At 35.2% G+C, this 20765-nt stretch carries 15 protein-coding genes; 9 read left to right on the forward strand and 6 right to left on the reverse strand.

Annotation, left to right across the window (positions count from 1 at the left end; all coding sequences use genetic code 11):
• Positions 1-69: 69 nt before the first annotated feature.
• The 4 genes from M4I44_RS07260 to M4I44_RS07275 all read right to left on the reverse strand — a co-directional run bounded on the left by M4I44_RS07260 (position 70) and on the right by M4I44_RS07275 (position 2349).
• Positions 70-438, reverse strand: a complete 369-nt coding sequence (locus M4I44_RS07260) for a type II toxin-antitoxin system HigA family antitoxin (protein WP_070905897.1) — start codon at positions 436-438, stop codon at positions 70-72.
• Between the two features lie 5 nt (positions 439-443).
• Positions 444-740 carry a type II toxin-antitoxin system HigB family toxin gene (locus M4I44_RS07265; RefSeq protein WP_249966920.1) on the reverse strand — a complete coding sequence of 99 codons (297 nt, stop codon included), beginning with the start codon at positions 738-740 and terminating at the stop codon, positions 444-446.
• A 176-nt stretch (positions 741-916) separates the two neighbouring features.
• On the reverse strand, positions 917-1531 hold the full coding sequence (locus M4I44_RS07270) for a deoxynucleoside kinase (RefSeq protein WP_017498354.1): 615 nt from the start codon (positions 1529-1531) through the stop codon (positions 917-919).
• Positions 1531-2349, reverse strand: a complete 819-nt coding sequence (locus M4I44_RS07275; protein ID WP_249966921.1) for a hypothetical protein — start codon at positions 2347-2349, stop codon at positions 1531-1533. Before M4I44_RS07275 ends, M4I44_RS07270 begins: the two co-directional genes overlap by 1 nt.
• Positions 2350-2572: 223 nt before the next feature.
• On the opposite strand from M4I44_RS07275, the gene M4I44_RS07280 reads away from it, so the two are divergent.
• The 3 genes from M4I44_RS07280 to M4I44_RS07290 all read left to right on the forward strand — a co-directional run bounded on the left by M4I44_RS07280 (position 2573) and on the right by M4I44_RS07290 (position 8523).
• Entirely contained in the window at positions 2573-3472 is a 900-nt protein-coding gene (locus M4I44_RS07280) for a GLPGLI family protein (protein WP_089076844.1), read from the forward strand.
• Positions 3473-3503: 31 nt separating this feature from the next.
• Positions 3504-6191, forward strand: coding sequence for a carboxypeptidase-like regulatory domain-containing protein (locus M4I44_RS07285; protein WP_249966922.1), 2688 nt, complete (start codon positions 3504-3506; stop codon positions 6189-6191).
• A gap of 91 nt (positions 6192-6282) precedes the next feature.
• A complete protein-coding gene (locus tag M4I44_RS07290) occupies positions 6283-8523 on the forward strand; it encodes a CDC27 family protein (RefSeq protein WP_249966923.1) in 2241 nt (746 codons plus the stop codon).
• 61 nt (positions 8524-8584) lie between these two features.
• On the opposite strand, the gene M4I44_RS07295 is transcribed toward M4I44_RS07290, so the two are convergent.
• Entirely contained in the window at positions 8585-10351 is a 1767-nt protein-coding gene (locus M4I44_RS07295; RefSeq protein WP_249966924.1) for a DUF4153 domain-containing protein, read from the reverse strand.
• Positions 10352-10530: 179 nt separating this feature from the next.
• Here M4I44_RS07295 and M4I44_RS22530 point away from each other — a divergent pair, with 179 nt between their 5' ends.
• The gene (locus M4I44_RS22530) at positions 10531-11736 is read left to right on the forward strand and encodes a M28 family metallopeptidase (RefSeq protein WP_371922996.1); all 1206 of its coding nucleotides are present in this window, start codon (positions 10531-10533) and stop codon (positions 11734-11736) included.
• Positions 11737-11792: 56 nt separating this feature from the next.
• Positions 11793-11996, forward strand: a complete 204-nt coding sequence (locus tag M4I44_RS22610) for a hypothetical protein (RefSeq protein WP_371922997.1) — start codon at positions 11793-11795, stop codon at positions 11994-11996.
• A 374-nt stretch (positions 11997-12370) separates the two neighbouring features.
• On the opposite strand, the gene metK is transcribed toward M4I44_RS22610, so the two are convergent.
• A complete protein-coding gene (gene metK / locus M4I44_RS07305) occupies positions 12371-13621 on the reverse strand; it encodes a methionine adenosyltransferase (protein ID WP_017497299.1) in 1251 nt (416 codons plus the stop codon).
• 535 nt (positions 13622-14156) lie between these two features.
• Here metK and M4I44_RS07310 point away from each other — a divergent pair.
• From M4I44_RS07310 to M4I44_RS07325, 4 genes are all read left to right on the forward strand, one after another.
• The gene (locus M4I44_RS07310; protein WP_249966925.1) at positions 14157-17003 is read left to right on the forward strand and encodes a TonB-dependent siderophore receptor; all 2847 of its coding nucleotides are present in this window, start codon (positions 14157-14159) and stop codon (positions 17001-17003) included.
• 417 nt (positions 17004-17420) lie between these two features.
• Positions 17421-17609 carry a hypothetical protein gene (locus M4I44_RS07315; RefSeq protein WP_017497297.1) on the forward strand — a complete coding sequence of 63 codons (189 nt, stop codon included), beginning with the start codon at positions 17421-17423 and terminating at the stop codon, positions 17607-17609.
• A 70-nt stretch (positions 17610-17679) separates the two neighbouring features.
• The gene (locus tag M4I44_RS07320; protein ID WP_249966926.1) at positions 17680-18984 is read left to right on the forward strand and encodes an O-acetylhomoserine aminocarboxypropyltransferase/cysteine synthase family protein; all 1305 of its coding nucleotides are present in this window, start codon (positions 17680-17682) and stop codon (positions 18982-18984) included.
• Between the two features lie 179 nt (positions 18985-19163).
• Positions 19164-20252 (forward strand): aspartokinase, encoded by a 1089-nt coding sequence (locus tag M4I44_RS07325; protein WP_017497295.1) that lies wholly within the window; start codon positions 19164-19166, stop codon positions 20250-20252.
• The last annotated feature ends 513 nt before the right edge of the window (positions 20253-20765 follow it).

The following is a 20765-nucleotide window of genomic DNA, read 5'->3' on the forward strand; positions in this document are numbered from 1 at the left end:
TGTCAGCAGGTTTTCAAAACCTGTTAGGAAAATAACAAAAAAAGCCTCTAAATATTTAGAGGCATTTTTTTATGGATTTAAAGCATATTCTTTAATTAAGGTTGAAGCCGGAATATGAAGCGCTTCTGTTAAAATCCTGATTTGGTTTAAGGTTAGGGCTCTTTTTCGTTTAAAAATTTCGGATACTCTTGAGCGACTGTTTAAAATAACCCCTAAATCGGCGTCTGTAATTCCATTTTGTTCCATCATAAATTTAATGGCTTCAATTGGGTCAGGTTCCGAAATGGGATAATTTATTTGTTCGTATTTTTCTATGAGTGTAACCAAGATATCTAATTCATCACCTTCATCCGTATTGGGTTTGGCATCAAAAATAGCATTTACACGTTCTAAAGCAAGATCATAATCGTGTTCCGTTTTAATAGGTCGTATTTCCATATTACTTATAAGTTTTTAATATCGTCAAGTTTGTCATAATCACGGTGGGTACCCACAAATAGAATGTAGACAATTTGAGTTTCATAATTAATTTTTACAATTAAGCGATAATGATTTCCACAAATATTAAAAACGACTTTATTATGGCCAACAAAATCTGCAGAACCGAAGATTGCTTTTATTGCATTTGAATTATCAAAATTATTTTTATCAAAGATTTGATACCATGATAATAACTGTTGTTTTGCATTTGGGAAACATTCCCAAAAATTTTGCAAGGTTCTTTTTGCTATTATTCTCATAATTGATTAGGCAAAGATAAGTGTTTTTTCCCAATTCGGGAAATGTTTTTTAAGAAACGAAATAAAAGTAGGTTATTATTTACAAATAAAAAAAATATTAAAACTTTAAATAACAAAAAATGCCTCTAAACATTTAGAGGCATTTTCATTAGTGTAAATTTGTGAAATTCGTGTTTCTAGAACAGTCCGTTTAATTCAGCATCAATTCTGTTAATGATGTTTCCTAAGTCTTCCGGATTATCTACAAAATTAATATTGTCAACATCAATAATCAATAATTTCCCTTTAGTATAGGTTTGAATCCATGCTTCGTATCTTTCGTTCAGACGGCTTAAATAGTCAATTGAAATAGAATTTTCGTAATCACGTCCGCGTTTGTGAATCTGTCCTACCAGATTTGGGATAGAACTTCTCAGGTAAATTAACAAATCAGGAGCTTTTACTAATGACTCCATTAATTCAAAAAGAGAAGTGTAATTTTCGAAGTCACGACTTGTCATTAATCCCATAGAATATAGGTTGGGAGCAAAAATATGAGCATCTTCATAAATGGTTCTGTCCTGAATAATTTTCTTTCCGCTTTCGCGAATTTGTAATATCTGACGGAAACGACTGTTTAGAAAGTAAATCTGAAGATTGAACGACCAACGCTCCATTTGATGGTAAAAATCATCTAAATACGGATTGTCAACTACATCTTCGTAATGAGGCTCCCATTTAAAATGTTTCGCCAACAATTTAGTTAAAGTAGTTTTTCCGGCTCCTATATTTCCTGCTATCGCTATGTGCATTACGGTGTTACGATTTTATAATTTGTGATTTCTTTAGCTGTAAAAATAGATAAAATTTGGTCTTTGTAATAGAATTTGTCGAAGGATTTTTCTAAAATCTCAATTTCAGAAAATGCATTGGAGTCCGAACTTGTAATGTCTTTAAAATACAACAAATTAGCCTTGCTGAAAAGATATTGATGATGGTTCATAATTTCGACAGCGTCATAATCGGGGATTTTGCCCAAAGCCGTTATTTTGCCGAAAATGGTACACGAGAACCAATTGTTTTTTTTGTCAATCCAATAAAAAGTATTGAAATCGGTCAGGTAATATTTTATAGGTTCTGTTAATGGTGTAGAAACCGTTTTATATTCATTATTCAGATAATCAAAAAGACCAATTTGCTGATTTAAAGAATTGTAAATCCACAATTGATTTTGCGCTGACATTCCAATTGCCGAAACGATAATTGGGGTGTTGCTAAACGAAAAATTAATTTCAGTAATTTTATTCAGCTGATTGTCGAGTAAAACCACCGTATTGAAGTCTTCGTAAAACAAAACTATTTTAAGCGGATTCTGTAAATCGACTTTCGTGATCGTTCCGAGAGAAACATTTTTATATTCGAAAACCTCTTTTTCTTTGATTTTGGAGAAGACATTATTTTTAATTTGATAGTAATATCCAAACGAATCATACCCTAAAAATTGGTCAACTTTATTAGCAAACTGAGAGACTTGGACCGCTTTTATTTTTAGGCTTTGCGAAAACACAGTAGGGAACGAACAGATCACAAAAAGAAAGGATAAAAGAAAAGGATGTGTCGCTCTGTTCATAATGTTTACGTTTCTAAGAGCCAAATTACAAAAAACTACAGTAGAAATGGCGCAAAACGCTGATATTTAGATTTTACCACTTTTGAAATTGTAATGGTCTGATAAATAATTGATTTTGTCTATATCTTAAGGGAGTTGATCTATTTAATTTTCTGTATTTTAAAATAAACAATACATTTGAGTATAAGTTTATTAGACCAAATTCACTTTAAAAGCTAACACAATGAAAAAAGCACTCTATTATATGTCGTTGATGCTTGTAATCACACAGATGCAGGCTCAGAAAGATTTTCAGGGAATGGCCGTTTACGAATCGAAAACACAGGCTCCAAAAATGGGAGAAATACGTGCGAATCGTGAAATTACACCCGAAATGCAAAAGAACATGGAAGAACGAATGAAGAAAATGCTCGAGAAAACATTTGTTCTGAATTTTGATAAATCGGCTTCTATTTATAAGGAAGAAGAAAAGCTCGAAACTCCAGGGCAACAAGGAGGAGGAATGCGCGTGATGGTAAATTCGTTTATGGGTGGCGGCGGAACTTTTTACAAAGATGTCAAAGCCAAAACCTATACGGTAGATAAGGAATTTATGGGTAAAGAATTTCTGGTAATAGATTCCCTGCCGAAGCTAAACTGGAAAATGGAATCTGAAACGAAACAAATTGGAGGGTACACTTGCTACAAAGCTACAGCAGTAAAAGAAGCCAGCAAAACAGATTTTAGGAATCTCAGACCTAAAAACAAAGAGGAGAAAAAAGACGATAGCGGGAAGGCTTCCGGAGAAACGAAGACCAATTTTGCAGATAATTTCGAAATGCCCAAAGAGATTATTATAACTGCCTGGTATTCGCCGGAAATTCCGGTAAATCAGGGACCTGAGAATTATTGGGGATTACCGGGTTTAATTCTTGAAGTAAATGATGGAAGAACTACTATTCTATGTTCTAAAATTGTATTGAATGCAAAAGATAAAATTGAAATCAAACCTTCCAAAAAAGGGAAAGTGATTTCGCAGAAGGACTATGACGAAACGGTTATTAAGAAAATGGAAGAATTGAGAGAAATGAACCGTGGTCGCGAAGGCGGTCCTGGCGGCGGCCCTGTATTGATAAGACGTTAATTTATAGCACATCACCTTTAGTTTTTTTCCAATGAAAAATATACTTGTCTTCGTTATTTTATTAATGACGTCTCTTTGTGTTGCCCAAACCGTACGTTTTGATGGTTTTATTCAGGACGGAAAAAAGAATCCATTGGAAATGGCCAATGTGATGGCGGTTAACACAGTTACAAAAGCTATGGATTCGTACGGAATTACCAATGACAAAGGGAAGTTTCAGCTGACATTGAAGCCTAACACTTCCTATTCCATCAAAATAAGTTACCTCGGGATGAAATCAAAAGAAATTGCGATTTCAACTCAAACGGCTAACATCGCACAGAATATTGTTATGGACGATGCCGGAATTGAATTAGAAGGTGTTGAGATTGTTCGTGAAATGCCGGTGTCGATTAAAGGTGATACGATCGTTTACAATGCCGATTCTTTTAAATCCGGAACCGAAAAAAAGCTGGAAGATGTATTGAAAAAACTGCCGGGTGTTGAGGTAAATGCCGATGGAGAGATTGAAGTTGAAGGCAAAAAAGTCAGTAAATTAATGGTCGAAGGAAAAGACTTTTTTGATGGGGACACGAAACTTGGGGTTAAAAATATTCCGGCGGATGCTATTGATAAAATTCAGGTTCTGAGAAATTATAATGAAGTCAAAGCACTAAAAGGTTTGGAGAATGATCAGGACAATGTGGCGATGAATATCAAACTTAAGGAAGGTAAAAAGAACTTTTGGTTTGGCGATGTGACCGCCGGAATTGGCGTTGCAGAACTTGACAGCCGTTATATCATTAACCCGAAATTGTTTTACTACAGTCCGGAATACAGCATTAATCTGATTACCAATTTTAATAATATTGGGGAGTTGCCACTTACGGCACAGGATTATTTTAAGTTCACAGGAGGATTTAAAAACATGATGAAAAAAGGAGGAAGCAACTTTAATGTTTCGTCTAATGATTTGGGAATTTCGATTTTGAGAAACAATCGTGCCAAAGAAATTGAAACGAAATTTGGGGCAACAAACTTTGCTTATACGATTACAAAAAAGTGGAACATCAGCGGTTTTGGGATATTATCTACTTCGAAAACTGATCTCGAAACCAAATCGAAAACAACTATTTTAGATTCCGGAAACGAACAAAAAAGGGACGAATTAACGCATCAAAAAAATAATTTGGGACTTTTTAAGCTCAGTTCGAGTTATAAACCCAACGAAAAATTCCAGTTTGATTACGATATCTTAACCAAATTATCCAAACAAAATGAAGATGGTAATTTGCTACGTGAATCGGTTGTGAGTAACATTTCGGCTTTGGAAACTATTTTGACCAATAAAAGACAAGATCCAACTTCGGTAAATCAGGATTTGAGTTTGTATTACACTCAGAGCGACAAAAACATCTTTGCTTTCGAAATGCAGCATTTGTATCAGGATGAAAATCCGTTTTACAATGCCAATTTACGTACGCAGCCCTTTGATCTGGCCGGTTATACTTCCGGACAAAACAGAAATGACCTGAACCAGGAGCGGTTCGTAAAAACCAATAAAGTCGATGCTAAATTGGATTACTATTATATGGTCACGCCAAAAAGCAACATCAATATTACACTCGGAAATACATTTTCGTATCAGGATTTTAATTCTCATATTTTTCAGATTTTGGACAATGGAACTAAAAATGATCTGAATGATCCCACGAATAACAATCAGGTACAGTACAATTTTAATGATGCATTTGTGGGATTTCACTATAAAATCCTGGCAGGTAAATTTACATTGACCCCTGGAGTCAGTGTGCATACTTACAACATGAAAAACACACAATCAGGAACCGACTTTTCGCAAAACTTTATGAAAGTATTGCCTGATTTTTTTGCCTTGTATCAAATTAAAAAATCAGAAACGCTCACCTATAATTTCTCTTTATCTAACGATTTCACCGATATCAATCAGTTGGCTTCGGGCTACGTTTTGTCCGATTACAGTAGTTTGTTCAGAGGAAACCGTTATCTGGAGAATGCAACATCGCAGGTACACTCTTTGCGTTATTTCAAATATAATATGTTCAATTTCGAGAATATTTTTGCCAATGCAACCTACACTAAAAAAGTAGATGCCATTAAAACGAAAGCAAATTTTGAAGGGATAAACCAGTCTTCATCACCTTATAACTCGAACCTGGCTGATGAAACTTTTACCGGAATGGGGAATTACGGACGTTCTTTCCTGAAAAATTATAAAGCTTCTGCCAATGCAACTTTCAATTGGTCAAAATTCAATAATATTCAGAACAATATTCTGGCAACAACGGAGAGTTTTAGTCAAAGTTATACTGTTAGAGCTTCAACAAATTATAAAAACTTTCCCAATATAGAATTTGGATACAATGCTCTAATTAATAAATATAGCGGTTCAACGTTTTATACCGATAAGCCTTTTGCCCGATTGGATTATTATTTCCTGAAAAGTTTCTCGTTTGTTTCGGAATATGAATTTTACCATTATTACAACGCTGACAAAACAGTGGACAACGAATATGATTTTTTAAGTGCCAGTTTAATTTATCAAAAAAAGGACAGCAAATGGGAGTATAAAATCGCAGCGACGAACCTCTTAAATACAAAGTACCTCAATGATGACAGCTTCTCACAGTTCTCTACCCGGGTTTCACAATACACGGTACAGCCTCGTTACATCATCTTTTCAATGAAATATAATTTATAGTATTTTAAGTACAAATGTTATATTTTTAGTACTCGATTTCAATTACAATACGGTATCTTTGCGCGCGATATTAACAACCAAAATTTTAGACATGCGCAATTTTACATGTAGTTTCTTAATGTTTTTTTGTTTCGTTTTTTCTTCTTTTTCTCAAACAAAAACTGTTGAAAAAGGAACTTATTTTTCGACGAACCGAGGGCAAAAAGTCAAATTAAATTTATTAGAGAATGGTAAGTACGAATTTATATTGTATTTCGGTGATTACAGTGTAAAGGGAGATTCATTACTATTCTCTCAAAATAAAAGTGTTGAAGAAGGTTTTGATCTTGCCTTTAAAAACGATAAAAAGGCAAAAAAAATTAAAATAAAGTTTGTAGATCCCTCTTTTTATCCCTTTTATGTAGGAACACAAAAAGGAAGTGAAGCAATTCAGTATAAAAAACTTTCTGATATCAAGATTGAAACAGATCCGGAATGGAAGGATGCAGATACGGCATTTGATATTGATAGATGTGATTTTTTATATTTAGCTTTAGAAGGTTATGATACCGAAACTAAACTTTACAAGTATGCTCTGCCAAAGGATGTTGCCGAAGTAACCATTAAATACAATTCGCTTACTGAGGGTGATTTAAAAATTTCCGGTCTTTGGGATAAGAAGACCAATCAACTCCGAATTTCAGATAAGGGAGGAAAGAACCCGCTGACTTTTGTAAATGAAAAAGAACAGAAGCCGGAAGCCAAAGAAGTAAAAGTTACCCCTATGGAGAGTCTGAACATTCCTAACTGGACTTATCCGGGGAAAGATCCTGTGGTGGATGCAGATTTTGAAATGACAGTTGATTCTGCCGCTACTGCAGTTGTTGATTCTGCATATGTTCCTGAAATTTATGATTTTAAATTCAAAATTCAGGACAATCTTAAAAGTGCTCTTGCGGCAACTGCAGCCGATAAAACTAAATTCCTGGTTGTGGCAGTTGACACTAAAAACCCTTCCGCAAAAAAGGATTTTGATACTTTTATTCAAAAACAGGAATCCCTTTTGGGCGTTCATATGGCTACTGCTTATGACGCAGAAAATGATTCTTTTAATTTTTATCTGGCCAATGCCAATGATAAAAAATGGCTAAAGTCAATTAAAATTACAGATGATAAAAGTTTGATTGTCTTAAATGAGAATGGGGACGTTTTAGCAAGTGCAAAATCTACATTGTCGGAAAAAGAAGCACTTTTTGATGTTTATTCGGATTTTGCGAGAGAATTAAGAAGCGTGGATACTTTCTCTTCACTTGGTAAAGCGTTAAAAAATAAAAAGGCAACGGATGGAGATTTAATTTCCGCATTCCGAAAATCAGTAGTGTCTTATGATTTTGGGAGTTATGATGTAACGTATGCTCAAACCAATGAACCTAATGAGGGAGATTTTAAGTATGCCAGTACCAAGCTGGACATAAAAGAGGCAACACAAGCGTGGAAAAAATTAATAGAACTGCATCAAAAAGATACAAAACCTAATCTGTATTTGGTAGAGACAATTTTGAAAGAAATCAAAAATCAGGGATTCTCGAGACAAATTTCAAAAGTAGATAAAGTTTTAAACGATACTGATTTTCTTTCGATTGATTATTTAATCAAACATTATGATGCTATTGATGCGGAGCGTTTAGTATACAATGAAAAAGAAGGAGAGAAACACAGTATAGGAAGTCTAAACCAGGAAATTTCGAGCGCTTTACAGCAAAACAAGAATATCGCGGCAAATGAAGCTTCCGCTGCAGGTAACCAAGACAAAACAATCTCGATCTACAAAAAACTAATTGCGGCCGGAAAAGGAAACTTTGAAACCTATCAGAATTATTTAGCTTATTTAGCAGAAACAGCTGAAAACGATGGCTCTAATGGAGCTTATTTGAAGGAATTCAATGCTTATTTTAATACAAATCTGGGAGATAAAGGAAATGTAATCGAAAGACTGGATCAAATGTTTGGTTCATTGGGGACTGATTCTGAATATGGTTTCAATGGTTGGAACTGGTTTAAAGAATACCATTCTAACCTGTGTAATTCAGCAGCATGGACAGTAGTATCAAAACCAGGAAATACCGATTTTTTAAAATCAGCAATAGGATGGTCTGAGTATAGCCTTGCCGTTACAAAGAACAATCCTTATTATTTGGATACCCTGGCGCAGTTGTATTATAAAGACGGACAAAAAAACAAAGCAATCGAGACGCAAATTTTGGCAGCTAAATATCTGAGCAGTGAGGTTGAAGAGCAGACAGCAGCTGAAATCAGAGAGACATTAACAAAAATGCAAAACGGAACATATTAAAATAGAAGTGTTTCGTAAAGTAATACCCCCGACAGTTTTCAGGAACTGTCGGGGTATTTTTTTATTTTTTAATTTGTACAAGTACATTTATCATATAACGATTTACGGTTTTTTTATTGTCTTTAATTTTGCCATTGGCGCTGAGGTACGTAATCAGAATTTTATATTTTGAAGTTTGCACCTCCTGAGTTATTTTTTTATCATAATCGTGATCTCGTCTGAAATCAGGACTTGCATTAATAAAATCAGTAATTTTTAATGGAATGCTTTCCTTGTTAATCTCTAAATTTAATCCGTAATCTTCTACCGTAGAGGTAAGAGAATAGCTTTTATTTTCAATTTTTACACAATCATGACATTCATAAGGGTTGTCACTGGAAAGGTCAACCGAAAAGTCATATCCGTGAATGTTCAGCACCTCGTTTTGTTGGTAATAAAAGTAAAACGAATCATTGACTTTTTCTTCACGGGCGTATTCGGACAGATATTCGTACCCCAAAGCTTCCATAATTTTGTATTCACTTGGGTTTTTGTCTTTTTTAAGCAGTGCTTCCAGCTTGGTTTTGGCATACGGAACCATAATTTCAACCCCATAATTGCGCTCTAAAAAAGAAACAATACTGCTAAGGTCTTGTTGTTGGTCAAAACTCAGTTTTTTAGTGGTTTTATTTTGCATATAACTTTCAAAACGGGCCAGCTGACTGTATTTCGAAATCGAATTGGCGCTTTGTGGTCCGGCTATAGAAAACAAGCCTGCGAGACATAAACTTATCGGGATGAACTTTATTTTAGGATGCTTTTGAATGAGAAAATACCCCACAACAAGGGATAACCATACCGACATTAGCAGTACATAATAGCGTTCATGTGTAAAACCATACAGATTGATTCGGTATAAAATGGCCCAAAAAAGCAATACTAATAATGGAATTAATAAAAAATAAAACCATCGGTTAAAAGTTCGCATCCAAAGATTTCCCGTTTCGGAAGCAATAGGGTGAACCAATAAAAAAGACAGGATTCCGAAAATAGCAAACACTAAAACGAGATAGGAAACCCAACCGACAGGCAGTGAAAGTGTCAGCAGAATTTTTGCTTCATAACAGATTAAAATCACCAAATAAAGACTGATTAAGGGCAGCAACACAAATTGGGTGAAGTTTTTAAGTCCTTTTGGGTAATTCAGAACCAAAGGAGTCTGACTATTGTTAGTATCCGGAACACCACTTAAAAAGAAAGTGGTATTAAAAATCCCGGCAATCACAAAAAAGACATGCATGTAAATGCGATCGTAAAAGTCAATATTAAAAAGCTTGTCAATCGCTAAAATAGCCAATGCCAGACCGGAATAAAGCACAATACTATATAAACCTGCCGTTAAAATTCTCAGGAAAAGCTGTTTGTTGAATTCCCAAAACTCATCCTGATTGTAAGCTCTTGGCAGGAAACCGGCAAATGAAACCAATAAATGAAATACAATATTCAGAACCATAAACTGTTGTATTTCGACATCTGTAGTGTACTTGTGAAAAGTATTGACAAAGAGAAAAACAAGACTTCCTAAGCCAATACTAATGGCAAAACGCAGGAGATTACTTTTTTTCGAAGCCAAAAAAAACAAACTGACAGAGAGAAATAAAACGAGACTCAAAGAGCAACTCATTAAAGCTTTTTCATAGAACTCTTTGTTGGGACTGTTGTAATTTCCTTCGCTAAGAATTATAGCAAAGACAGTTCCTAGAATGGCGGTTAGTATTTCTAAAGGAAACCGAGTAACGGTTTTCAGTGTTGCGTTCAGGACGTTCTGTAACGATGGGAGTTTACTCATTTTTTATCAGTTATTTTGTACTAAGGAAGGTAAAATGTAAGAGATAAACAAATAAAAATAGTAATGCTAAAAAAAGAATACTGCCATTTTGCCGATTTTGCATTTCGGTAATGTTTAAGAGCCTGAGCCGCTTTTTATTCTCTTTAAATCACTAAGTTTGGAATACTAAATTTAAACGTATGAAAAATAAAATGATGCTCGTTTTGATTGCTTACGGAGGAGTAGTTTTTTCGCAGGCAGTTAAGAAACCTTTAGTTTCAGCAATTACAGATAAAGATTTAAAAACCGATATGTACCAGATGGCCGGAGATCATTTTAACGGTCGTGAAGCTGGAACTTTAGATGAATTAAAAGTATCGATGTGGCTCGCCAATAAGGCCAAAGAAGCCGGAATGACTCCGGCAGGTGATGATGGAACTTATTTTCAGTTTTTTGATTTGTACAGGCATCAGGTAACACCCAATACAAAATTTAAAATTGGTCAAAAAGAATATAAACTGTGGAAAGATGTTCTGGTAGCAGAAACGACCAATATTAAAGTAGATGCTCCATTGGTTTATTTAGGTGCAGCCACAAAAGAAGCAATTGAAAAAGCGGATGTAAAAGGAAAGGCAGTTGTATTATTAGCTTCCAAAGAAGGAATAGCAGATGATATTTCGTTATTCGACAGACGTTACCCGGGTTTGGTTCGAAACAAATATTATGATCTTGTGGTAAAAAAGGGCGCAACAGCTCTGATTATGGTTGCTGATGAGTTAGCAGAACAGAGCTGGTCTCAGGTGGAACCACAAATGACAAGAGGAATTTATGGAATTGAAGGTTTTCGGGATAAAATTGGTGCTACAATGCCAGTTTTTTGGGTTCACAACGATCAGTTAGAATACCTAAAAAACACTAAAGATCTTTTATCAACTGAAGTGATTTCAGAAACTTATAAATATCCTTCGGTGAATGTTGTAGGTAAAATTGAAGGAACAGATCCTAAACTGAAAAACGAATATGTTCTTTTTAGCGGACATCAGGATCACGACGGGGTAAGACAAAAATACGGACAGGACTCTATTTACAACGGAGCCGATGATAATGCCAGTACCTGTGTGGCTATGCTGGCGATTGCAAGAGCTTATAAAAAGCAACCGGGTAAAAGAACTTCTTTATTTGTGTTTCATGGTTCAGAAGAAAGAGGATTATTAGGTTCAAGATGGTATGCTTCGCATACTACAGTTCCTGAAAAAGATATTGTTGCCGTATTAAACGGAGATATGATCGGAAGAAACAACGTCAATCAGGCGGCGCTATTGGGCTCCAGTTCTCCTCATGAAAATTCTTCAGATTTAGTCGCTATTGCTAAAAGGCAAACGATGAAGGTCCTAAATTTGATTTAGACAAACTTTGGGACAGACCGGAACATCCGGAGTATTTTTATTTCCGTTCCGACCATTTGCCTTATGCAAGAAGAGGAATCCCATCTGTTTTTTATACCAGTGTTTTGCACAGTCAATATCATACACCAATGGATGAGTTTGAAAACATTGATTTTGTAAAATTGCACAAAATGACCGAATGGATGTATCGCACAGGCTGGATTTTATCGAATGATGCAGGTCGTCCTAAAACATTACCCAACGTACAATTAGAACGATAGGGAATAGTGGTTTGCTTTGAATTTTAGACGCGGATGACGCGGATTCGCTATTGCGAAAACGCGGATAAAAACGGATTTTTTCTTGATTTTTAACTAGAAAAGAACTTAAAAAAGGCTTTCTGAAATTTCAGAAAGCCTTTTTTATTATCAACTAATTCGATAGTTTTCAAATATTAAATCCGTTTTTGTCCGCGTTTTTACGAAGTAAATCCGTTTCATCTGTGTTGAGATGAAATGTTGATTTTGTCGAGTGATACAAGTTGTCAGCTATTAAAACATAAAAAAACCGATTTCTATTTTTAGAAATCGGTTTTTTTATGTTTAAGAATAAATAGTTATTGTCTAATAATCTATTTAGTCTGATGATCTAAAATCTACAATCCAAACTCGGCTTTTACTTTATCAACAAAATCAAGTTTTTCCCAAGTAAACAATTCCACAGTAACTGTTTTTTCGTTTCCACCTGGAGCAGAGAAAGTTTTAGTTACAGTTTCCGGTTTACGTCCCATGTGTCCGTAAGCAGCAGTTTCACTGTAAATAGGGTTTCTCAATTTCAAACGCTGCTCGATAAAGTAAGGACGCATATCAAAGATAGCTTCTACTTTCTTAGCGATTTCACCGTTTGTTAAGTTTACTTTAGAAGTTCCGTAAGTATCAATAAAAATACCCATTGGCTCAGCAACTCCAATTGCGTAAGAAACCTGTACTAAAATCTCATCAGCAATACCTGCTGCTACTAAGTTTTTAGCGATATGACGTGTTGCATAAGCCGCACTTCTGTCTACTTTACTTGGATCCTTTCCTGAGAATGCACCACCACCGTGAGCACCTTTTCCACCGTAAGTATCCACAATAATTTTTCTTCCTGTCAAACCAGTATCTCCGTGAGGTCCTCCAATAACGAATTTCCCAGTTGGATTAATGTGGTAGTTGATTTTATCATTGAATAAATGCGCGTGAGCTGGATTTTTAGCAATGATTCTTGGAATCAAAATTTCGATAATATCTTTTTTGATTTTAGCAAGCATTGCCGCTTCTTCATCAAAATCATCGTGTTGAGTTGAGATTACAATTGCATCAATACGAGTTGGTTTATTATCGTCACTGTACTCTAGAGTTACCTGTGATTTTGCATCAGGACGTAAATAAGTGATCTCCTTATTTTCACGTCTTAAAATAGCTAACTCTTGTAATAATTTATGAGACAAATCAAGTGCCAATGGCATGAAGTTTTCAGTTTCGTTAGTTGCATAACCAAACATCATTCCTTGGTCTCCAGCACCTTGCTCTTCCGGCTTAGCTCTGTCAACTCCTTGATTAATATCTGCTGATTGCTCATGAATTGCTGAAAGAATCCCGCAAGAATTAGCCTCAAACATATATTCGCTTTTAGTATATCCAATTTTACGGATTACTTCGCGAGCAATTTGCTGCACATCAAGATAAGTATTCGATTTTACTTCACCAGCTAAAATTACCTGACCAGTCGTAACCAGTGTTTCACAAGCTACTTTTGAGTCAGCATCAAATGCCAAAAAGTTATCAATTAATGCATCCGAAATTTGATCTGCAACTTTGTCTGGATGCCCTTCACTAACAGATTCTGACGTAAATAAATAAGCCATAATAATGTATTAAATTAAAATTAAGCGAGAAAAAATAATTGCTAAAAAGGGCTAAAGGAGAAATTCTGCTTTAGCATTTTTTACTACCGAAATCTATGTTTCAGTACCCATAACGAACCGTTTCATTATGAAGAGGTTGCAATCAGTTCAAATTTTTCCTCTTGTATTCGCGTGCAAAGGTATAAAACCATTTTGATTTGCAAATTAAACTTTTCATTTTTTTGATTTTAGAAGCAGAAATTTAACATATCATACTATTTTGATAGGGTAATAGAAATTATTTTGGTTTTTGTTTGGTCGATTAAAAAATAGTTCGCAAATTTGCCCCATCAAAATAAAACAAAAAATGAAATTAACGATTTGCAATATGTCATGTATGATGCCGGAGCCTTCCGCAGAGACACTGTTGTAGTTTTTTTTAAGAAATATACATATAGAACCTCTGCCGCTCGCAGGGGTTTTTTTTGTTCCAAAAAGAAACCGGATTGTAAATCACTTTTTAAGTCAGAAAACAATATAAAACCAGAAAAAAGTAATGAAAAAGAATGTAGTAGTAGCTTTAAGTCTTTTGACCTTTTCGGGCATTTATGCGCAGGAGAATAAAAAAGAACAGGACAGTTTAAAAAATAATGAATTGACCGAAGTGACCATTGTAGGGTCGCGCAGCAAAAACAGAGTAAAAACAGATGTACCGGTTCCGGTTGATGTTTTTAATATTTCAGAAATAACAAAAGGAGCACCGCAAACCAGCGTAACCCAAATTTTAAATTATGTGGCGCCTTCTTTTACCAGTAACGCAACTTCTACAGCAGATGCGACAGACCACGTTGATCCGGCACAGTTAAGAGGTTTAGGGCCGGATCAGGTTTTGATTTTGGTAAACGGAAAACGAAGACATACAAGTTCATTAGTCAACATTAACGGTTCACCGGGAAGAGGATCTGTAGGAACAGATTTAAATGCTATACCTTCATTTGCTATTGAAAGAATAGAGGTTTTGCGTGACGGTGCAGCGGCTCAGTACGGTTCGGATGCGATTGCGGGAGTTATTAATATCGTACTGAAAAAGAATGCCAATTATCTTTCAGGAGATATACAATATGGTACCAACTTATCTTCGGGATCGAATAATTTTAAAGGAGGAGCCGATGGTCAAAATCTACAAGTTGATTTAAATTACGGAACTTCTTTGGGTAAAGCAGGGAGCTTCCTGAATGTTACCGGTAGCGCTGTGACCAGACAGGCAACAAGCCGTGCGGGAATTAGAAGCAACGCAATTTTTAATGCCTACAATGCTGTCGAGAACAGAGCAGCTCAGAACGGTGTGAATATTAATTCATTTTTCAGTAATATTAATAATACTTCAAATTCAGCGCAAATTTTGAATTCGCTGAAACAGTATGCGCCACAGGTGGGTTATTTTACACCGGCACAGCAAAATGCTATTGCTTCGGCAGGTACTATTGCACAAATGCAGACAGCTTTGAATTTTGATGTAACCAACAATGAGTTGGCATACAGAGGTCAGGAAAGAAGCGACTATAATATGAGTGTAGGCCAGTCTGAATTAGCATCGGGACAATTATATTACAATACAAAGTATCCGTTAACAGAAACAACATCTCTATATTCATTTGGAGGTTTGTCTTATAGAAATGGTAGATCGTATGCTTTTAACAGACTTCCAAACGGTTCAGGAACTTTTACACAGGTATATCAAAATGGATTTTTACCGGAAATAGAATCTTCAATCTTAGATGCTTCTGCAGCAGTTGGAGCTACAACAGAATTATTCGGTTTTGACACCGATATCAGTACAAACCTCGGGACAAACTCTTTTAAATATGATGTGAACAATACTATTAATGCTACTTTGGGAACCAATTCGGCTTCGAGTTTTTATGCTGGTAAAGTTTCGTTTTTGCAAAGTACAACCAACTTGGATTTAAGTAAAAAGTACGATGTTTTAAACGGCCTGAACGTTGCCTTTGGTGGAGAATTCAGATATGAAAATTATCAGATTCAACAGGGAGAAGAAGCTTCTTACGGATTGTATGATACCAACGGAAATTTGGTTCCTGGAATTTTACCAAGCAATTCACCTTTAATCGTAACCGACTTTTTCGGGAATAAGCGTGGAGCCGGAGCACAAGGATTCTCAGGATTTCAGCCTTCAGATGCTAAAGTTAAGGACAGAAAAAGTGGTGCGGCTTATGTAGATTTAGAATTAAATGCAACAGAAAACTGGCTTCTAAACGGAGCAGCGCGTTACGAGAACTATTCTGATTTTGGAAGTACTGTTACCTTTAAATTGGCGTCTCTTTTGAAATTAACAGACAATATCAACTGGAGGATTTCAGGACAAACAGGTTTTAGAGCTCCTTCACTACAGCAAAAATATTTTGAAAGCAGTTCAACTCAGTTCATAAACGGTTCTCCTTATCAGGTGGGTTACTTTACAAATGATTCACAAGCAGCCAAAAGTATTGGGGTTGAAAACTTAAAAGCGGAGAAATCAAAAAGTATCAGTACCGGATTTACATTCAAGATTCCTGAAGCAAACATTACCATTGCAACAGATGCTTATTTTACCAGAATCGACGACAGAGTAGTATTAACCGGGCAGTATGCAAGACCAACAGATGCACAGATAAATGGAGCAACATCGCCGGAACAAAAAGATGCCTTAACTTTATTTCAACAGGCCTTTGATTTAAAAGGTGTGGAAAGAGCTTCGTTCTGGACCAACGGAATCAACTCTGAAACGAAAGGTATTGATGTTGTAATTTCGCATAAATACAATGTTATTCCGGATTTCACGATCAGAAATGATTTTGCATTGAGCTACAATACCACCAAAAGGGTAGGAGAATTAAATGTTCCTCAATCGATCATCAATGCAGGTGGAGAGCCTTTTAAATATTCATTCTTTCCGGAGTCAAGCCGAATTTATTTAGAAGAAGCCATTCCAAAATTGAAAGCCAATTTGATGACTACGTTTAGTATCAAAAAACTGGACATTTATTTAAGAAACAGTTATTTCGGAGCAGTGACAGATCCGGGAGCGACTGATGTAAATTTAGACGGATCATCTTCTGTTTACGAACATCCTGAATACAGCGCTAAATTGGTTACCGATTTGTCTTTTGGATATCAGATTAACGAGAAATTCAGATTCACAGTTGGTTTCAATAATATAGGTGATGTTTATCCGGACCGAAATAATCCTGCAACACCTGCCTTTACCAATACAACGCCAACCTTGTCGCCTGCGCCAAGTACAGATTTAAGCAACGCCAATCAGTTTGCTTATTCCAGAGCAGTATCACAATTTGGATTAAACGGAAGATTTGGTTTTGCCAGATTGAGTTTTAAGTTCTAAGACCATAATATTGGCCACAGATTATAAGGATTAAACGGATTTACGTTGATCTGATAATCATGTTAATCCCTTAATCTGTGGCTGTTTTTTATTTTTTTATGACTATAATACCTGCATTTACAGGGAGTAATAAAAATTTTACATTAAATATTGATATTTAATTTGGTAGTTAGGAAAATACTTATTACATTTACTCTATAGAATTAGTCGAATTAAAAAAGACAATTAATTTTAAATAAAATAAAAATGAAAACAATAGCAAATAGTATGATTATGTGTTGTGAGATGATGCAAATGTGCATCCCAAATTGCTGTTACCAAAAGTGAAAGAGTAAATCTTTGTTATAGTTAGAACTATAAGCCCTTTTGGTCGCCATCCGAAAGGGCTTTTTTAATTCCGAAACTAAAACAAGTATTATGAAAACACTACATATTATAGTAAGAGAGATTTTATACAGATTGAAAACCGATTATAAACGATTTGCAGCTGCAGTTAAAAATAGAAAAGTGAATGCAGTTAAAATAAAAGGAGAGCTTTATTCGAGTGAATCAAATTCTCTGCTTTTCCAAATGTACCTGCATGAAGAAGAAGATCTTTTTATTTGAGATGTAAAAACGACTGTAATAATTAAAGAATAAACCAAAAGCTATAAACAATACCTAAAACTAAGAAATCATGAGCACACAAAAATTTGCCACAAACGCACTACACGCAGGACACGATGTTACTAAAAATGCAGGAACCAGAGCAGTTCCAATTTACCAGACATCATCGTATGTTTTTAACAATTCAGATCATGCAGCCAATTTATTTGGTCTTGCTGAAGCCGGATTCATTTACACCCGATTAAATAACCCTACAAATGATGTTTTGGAACAACGTCTTGCGGCGCTTGAAGGTGGAATTGGGGCAGTAGTTACAGCCTCAGGAGCCTCTGCAATTTCCACATCTTTATTGACTTTGCTAAAAGCAGGAGATCATATTGTGGCTTCTAATAGTTTGTACGGAGGAACGTATAATTTATTGAGTGTAACTTTACCGCGTTTAGGGATCACAACTACCTTTGTAGATCCTTCAAAACCCGAAAATTTCACTAAAGCTGCCAAAGAAAACACACGGGCATTTTTTGTTGAATCTTTAGGGAACCCAAAATTAGATGTGCTCGATCTGAAAGCGATTGCAGTCGAGGCTAAAAAATTTAAAGTCCCTTTTATTGTAGACAACACAGTAGCTACTCCTTATTTATTAAATCCGATTGCTTACGGAGCAGACATTGTCATTCACTCCCTTACCAAATATATTTCAGGAAACGGAACCTCATTAGGAGGAGCCATTATCGACGCCGGAACTTTTGACTGGGCGAATGGTAAATTTCCTGAGTTCACAGAACCTTCACCGGGATATCATGGCTTAGTGTATCACGAAGCTTTAGGAAATGCTGCTTTAATTGCTAAAGCAAGAATCGAAGGCTTACGTGATTTTGGAGCAGCTTTGAGTCCGTTTAATGCTTTCCAGATCATTCAGGGATTAGAAACTCTGCCAATCCGAATTCAAAAACACAGCGAAAATGCTTTGGCTTTGGCTTCCTGGCTAGAAAAACAGGAAGAAGTAGCCTGGGTGAATTATCCAGGCTTAAAAACCAATAAATATTATGACCTGTCACAGCAGTACTTGCCAAAAGGGCAAAGTGGTGTCGTTACCTTTGGATTAAAAGGAGGTTTTGAAGCAGCCAAAAAAGTGGTAGATGAAACCAAACTTTTCTCGCTTCTGGCGAACATTGGTGATACCAAGTCATTAATTATTCATCCTGCAAGTACAACGCATCAGCAATTGTCTGATGCCGAACAATTAGAAACGGGAGTTTCAAAAGATCTGGTTCGACTTTCCGTTGGACTGGAAGATATAGAAGATTTAATTGCTGACTTGCAAACTGTTTTTGCAAGCGTGACCGAGTCACAATACAGCATTAATAAAAACTAGGTTTTTTTGTTTTTTGTTTGAAAAATTGCCTTTAGCAGCGTGAGTTCTGCTAGAGGTGATTTTTTATAAAAAGCAAATCAGTATAAAAGTTTTAAACCTTATAGGTGTTGAGGTTTAATGTAGAGTGCTACAGTGTACTTAAAATAGTTATAAGGTTTAAAAAATTAAAAAGTAAAATTATGTCAAAGCTTAAAATAAATATCATCCTTTTTGGAATTGGAAATATAGGGAGTACTTTGATCAATCAAATTATTGAAAGTCAGGAGTTTTTTCTCAAAAGTAAGAATATCGATTTTCACTTTCCAATTATCACCAATTCAACTGTAGCTTTTTTCGAGAAAGAAGGCGTAGGATATGCTTGGGAAACCAATTTTCTGGAATTGGCCGTTCCTTTTAAGGTCCAGGATATTATTGAATTTGCCAAAGAAAATGAATTTGAAAATTTAATCGCTGTAGATGCCACTGCGAGCGATGAATTAATACATCACTACAATACATTGATCGAAAACGGGTTTAATATTGTAGCGGTAAATAAAAAAGCCAACACGTTACCGATTGATTTATACAAAGAGATCAGGTCAAACCTTAAAAAGTACGACAAAGAGTTTTTATATGAAACCTCAGTAGATACCGGATTTCCGGTTTTACAAACTTTGAGAGACTTGTATTATTCAGGCGAAAAAATCACAAAAATTCGTGGTGTTTTTTCAGATAATCTGAGTTATGTTTTTAATCGCTTTGCTGCCGAAGAAACAACCTTCTCTTCTTTATTAAAAGATGCAAGTTTACTCGGTTTAATGCGTTCCACCTTTAAAGAGGATTTATCCGGAAATGATACAGCCAGAAAATTACTGATTCTCACGAGAGAAATTGGAAAAGATTTTGAGCTGTCAGATATAAAAATTAATTCCCTTATTAATGAAGAGCATCTGGAGCAAAACGGCATTCTGAATAAAGAAGCAATCGATCGATCGTTTAAGATTGCTAAAATTAGTCAGGCAGATGATCATGTACTCCGATACGTGGGAGAATTTGATGTTGTAAAAAATACATTAGAAGTTAAACTGGTTTCAGAACCCATTACCTCAGCAATAGGTCAGTTGAAAGGATCAGATACCATTTTCGAAATTTATACACAATCGTATGCAGCTGTTCCAATTGTGATTCAAAGTGCTTCGGCCTGTAAGCAAGCCATTTCAAGGGGTGTAATTACAGATATTTTAAAAGTAGCCGAAAAGATCAAAAATAAAGAAGCAGTCTGGTTGTAAGTGGTTTCGAAATACTAGTAAGTTGTTCTTTGATATAATGAAACAGGAAAGTTTTTAAGTTATTTTTTGTAAGATTTATCTTTTGAATGTTCATATGTTAATTTTGTAAGATGTTTTTTAACCTAAAAAGGTCGCTTTTTAACGTTTTTTGGGATTAATTTATTGGGACTCACTTGCATAATTGATAAAATATTCGCAAATTTGTAAGACTTCAAAGCTAAAGAAGAAATAATTTAGTATTCTGAATGAAAGTTACATCGATTGAGGCAAAAGTTTTGTACTCTGTTGATTAAAAGAAGAGTAAAATAGAAATATTTCTAAAGTTTAAAGAAGTTTATTAAAATAGAAAAAATGCAAGAATTTTTTAAAATAGCAATTAAGTCCCAGATGAATAAGTCCCTACAGATGAACAAGATGTTTAACGTCGCACGTATTTGTGTATGCGTCTGTTGATACTAAAAGTATATATAAGTTGTAAAAAACTTGAACCCTTTTGGTATTAAAAATCCAAAA

The sequence above is a fragment of the Flavobacterium sp. B183 genome, from assembly GCF_023539155.1.
Classification (GTDB): domain Bacteria; phylum Bacteroidota; class Bacteroidia; order Flavobacteriales; family Flavobacteriaceae; genus Flavobacterium; species Flavobacterium tructae.

Excerpts from the sequence above, each read along its gene's own strand:
- M4I44_RS07260 (WP_070905897.1), bottom strand. The coding sequence starts at position 438 with ATGGAAATACGACCTATTAAAACGGAACACGATTATGATCTTGCTTTA.
- M4I44_RS07265 (WP_249966920.1), bottom strand. The coding sequence starts at position 740 with ATGAGAATAATAGCAAAAAGAACCTTGCAAAATTTTTGGGAATGTTTC.
- M4I44_RS07270 (WP_017498354.1), bottom strand. The coding sequence starts at position 1,531 with ATGCACATAGCGATAGCAGGAAATATAGGAGCCGGAAAAACTACTTTA.
- M4I44_RS07275 (WP_249966921.1), bottom strand. The coding sequence starts at position 2,349 with ATGAACAGAGCGACACATCCTTTTCTTTTATCCTTTCTTTTTGTGATC.
- M4I44_RS07280 (WP_089076844.1), top strand. The coding sequence starts at position 2,573 with ATGAAAAAAGCACTCTATTATATGTCGTTGATGCTTGTAATCACACAG.
- M4I44_RS07285 (WP_249966922.1), top strand. The coding sequence starts at position 3,504 with ATGAAAAATATACTTGTCTTCGTTATTTTATTAATGACGTCTCTTTGT.
- M4I44_RS07290 (WP_249966923.1), top strand. The coding sequence starts at position 6,283 with ATGCGCAATTTTACATGTAGTTTCTTAATGTTTTTTTGTTTCGTTTTT.
- M4I44_RS07295 (WP_249966924.1), bottom strand. The coding sequence starts at position 10,351 with ATGAGTAAACTCCCATCGTTACAGAACGTCCTGAACGCAACACTGAAA.
- M4I44_RS22530 (WP_371922996.1), top strand. The coding sequence starts at position 10,531 with ATGAAAAATAAAATGATGCTCGTTTTGATTGCTTACGGAGGAGTAGTT.
- metK (WP_017497299.1), bottom strand. The coding sequence starts at position 13,621 with ATGGCTTATTTATTTACGTCAGAATCTGTTAGTGAAGGGCATCCAGAC.
- M4I44_RS07310 (WP_249966925.1), top strand. The coding sequence starts at position 14,157 with ATGAAAAAGAATGTAGTAGTAGCTTTAAGTCTTTTGACCTTTTCGGGC.
- M4I44_RS07315 (WP_017497297.1), top strand. The coding sequence starts at position 17,421 with ATGAAAACACTACATATTATAGTAAGAGAGATTTTATACAGATTGAAA.
- M4I44_RS07320 (WP_249966926.1), top strand. The coding sequence starts at position 17,680 with ATGAGCACACAAAAATTTGCCACAAACGCACTACACGCAGGACACGAT.
- M4I44_RS07325 (WP_017497295.1), top strand. The coding sequence starts at position 19,164 with ATGTCAAAGCTTAAAATAAATATCATCCTTTTTGGAATTGGAAATATA.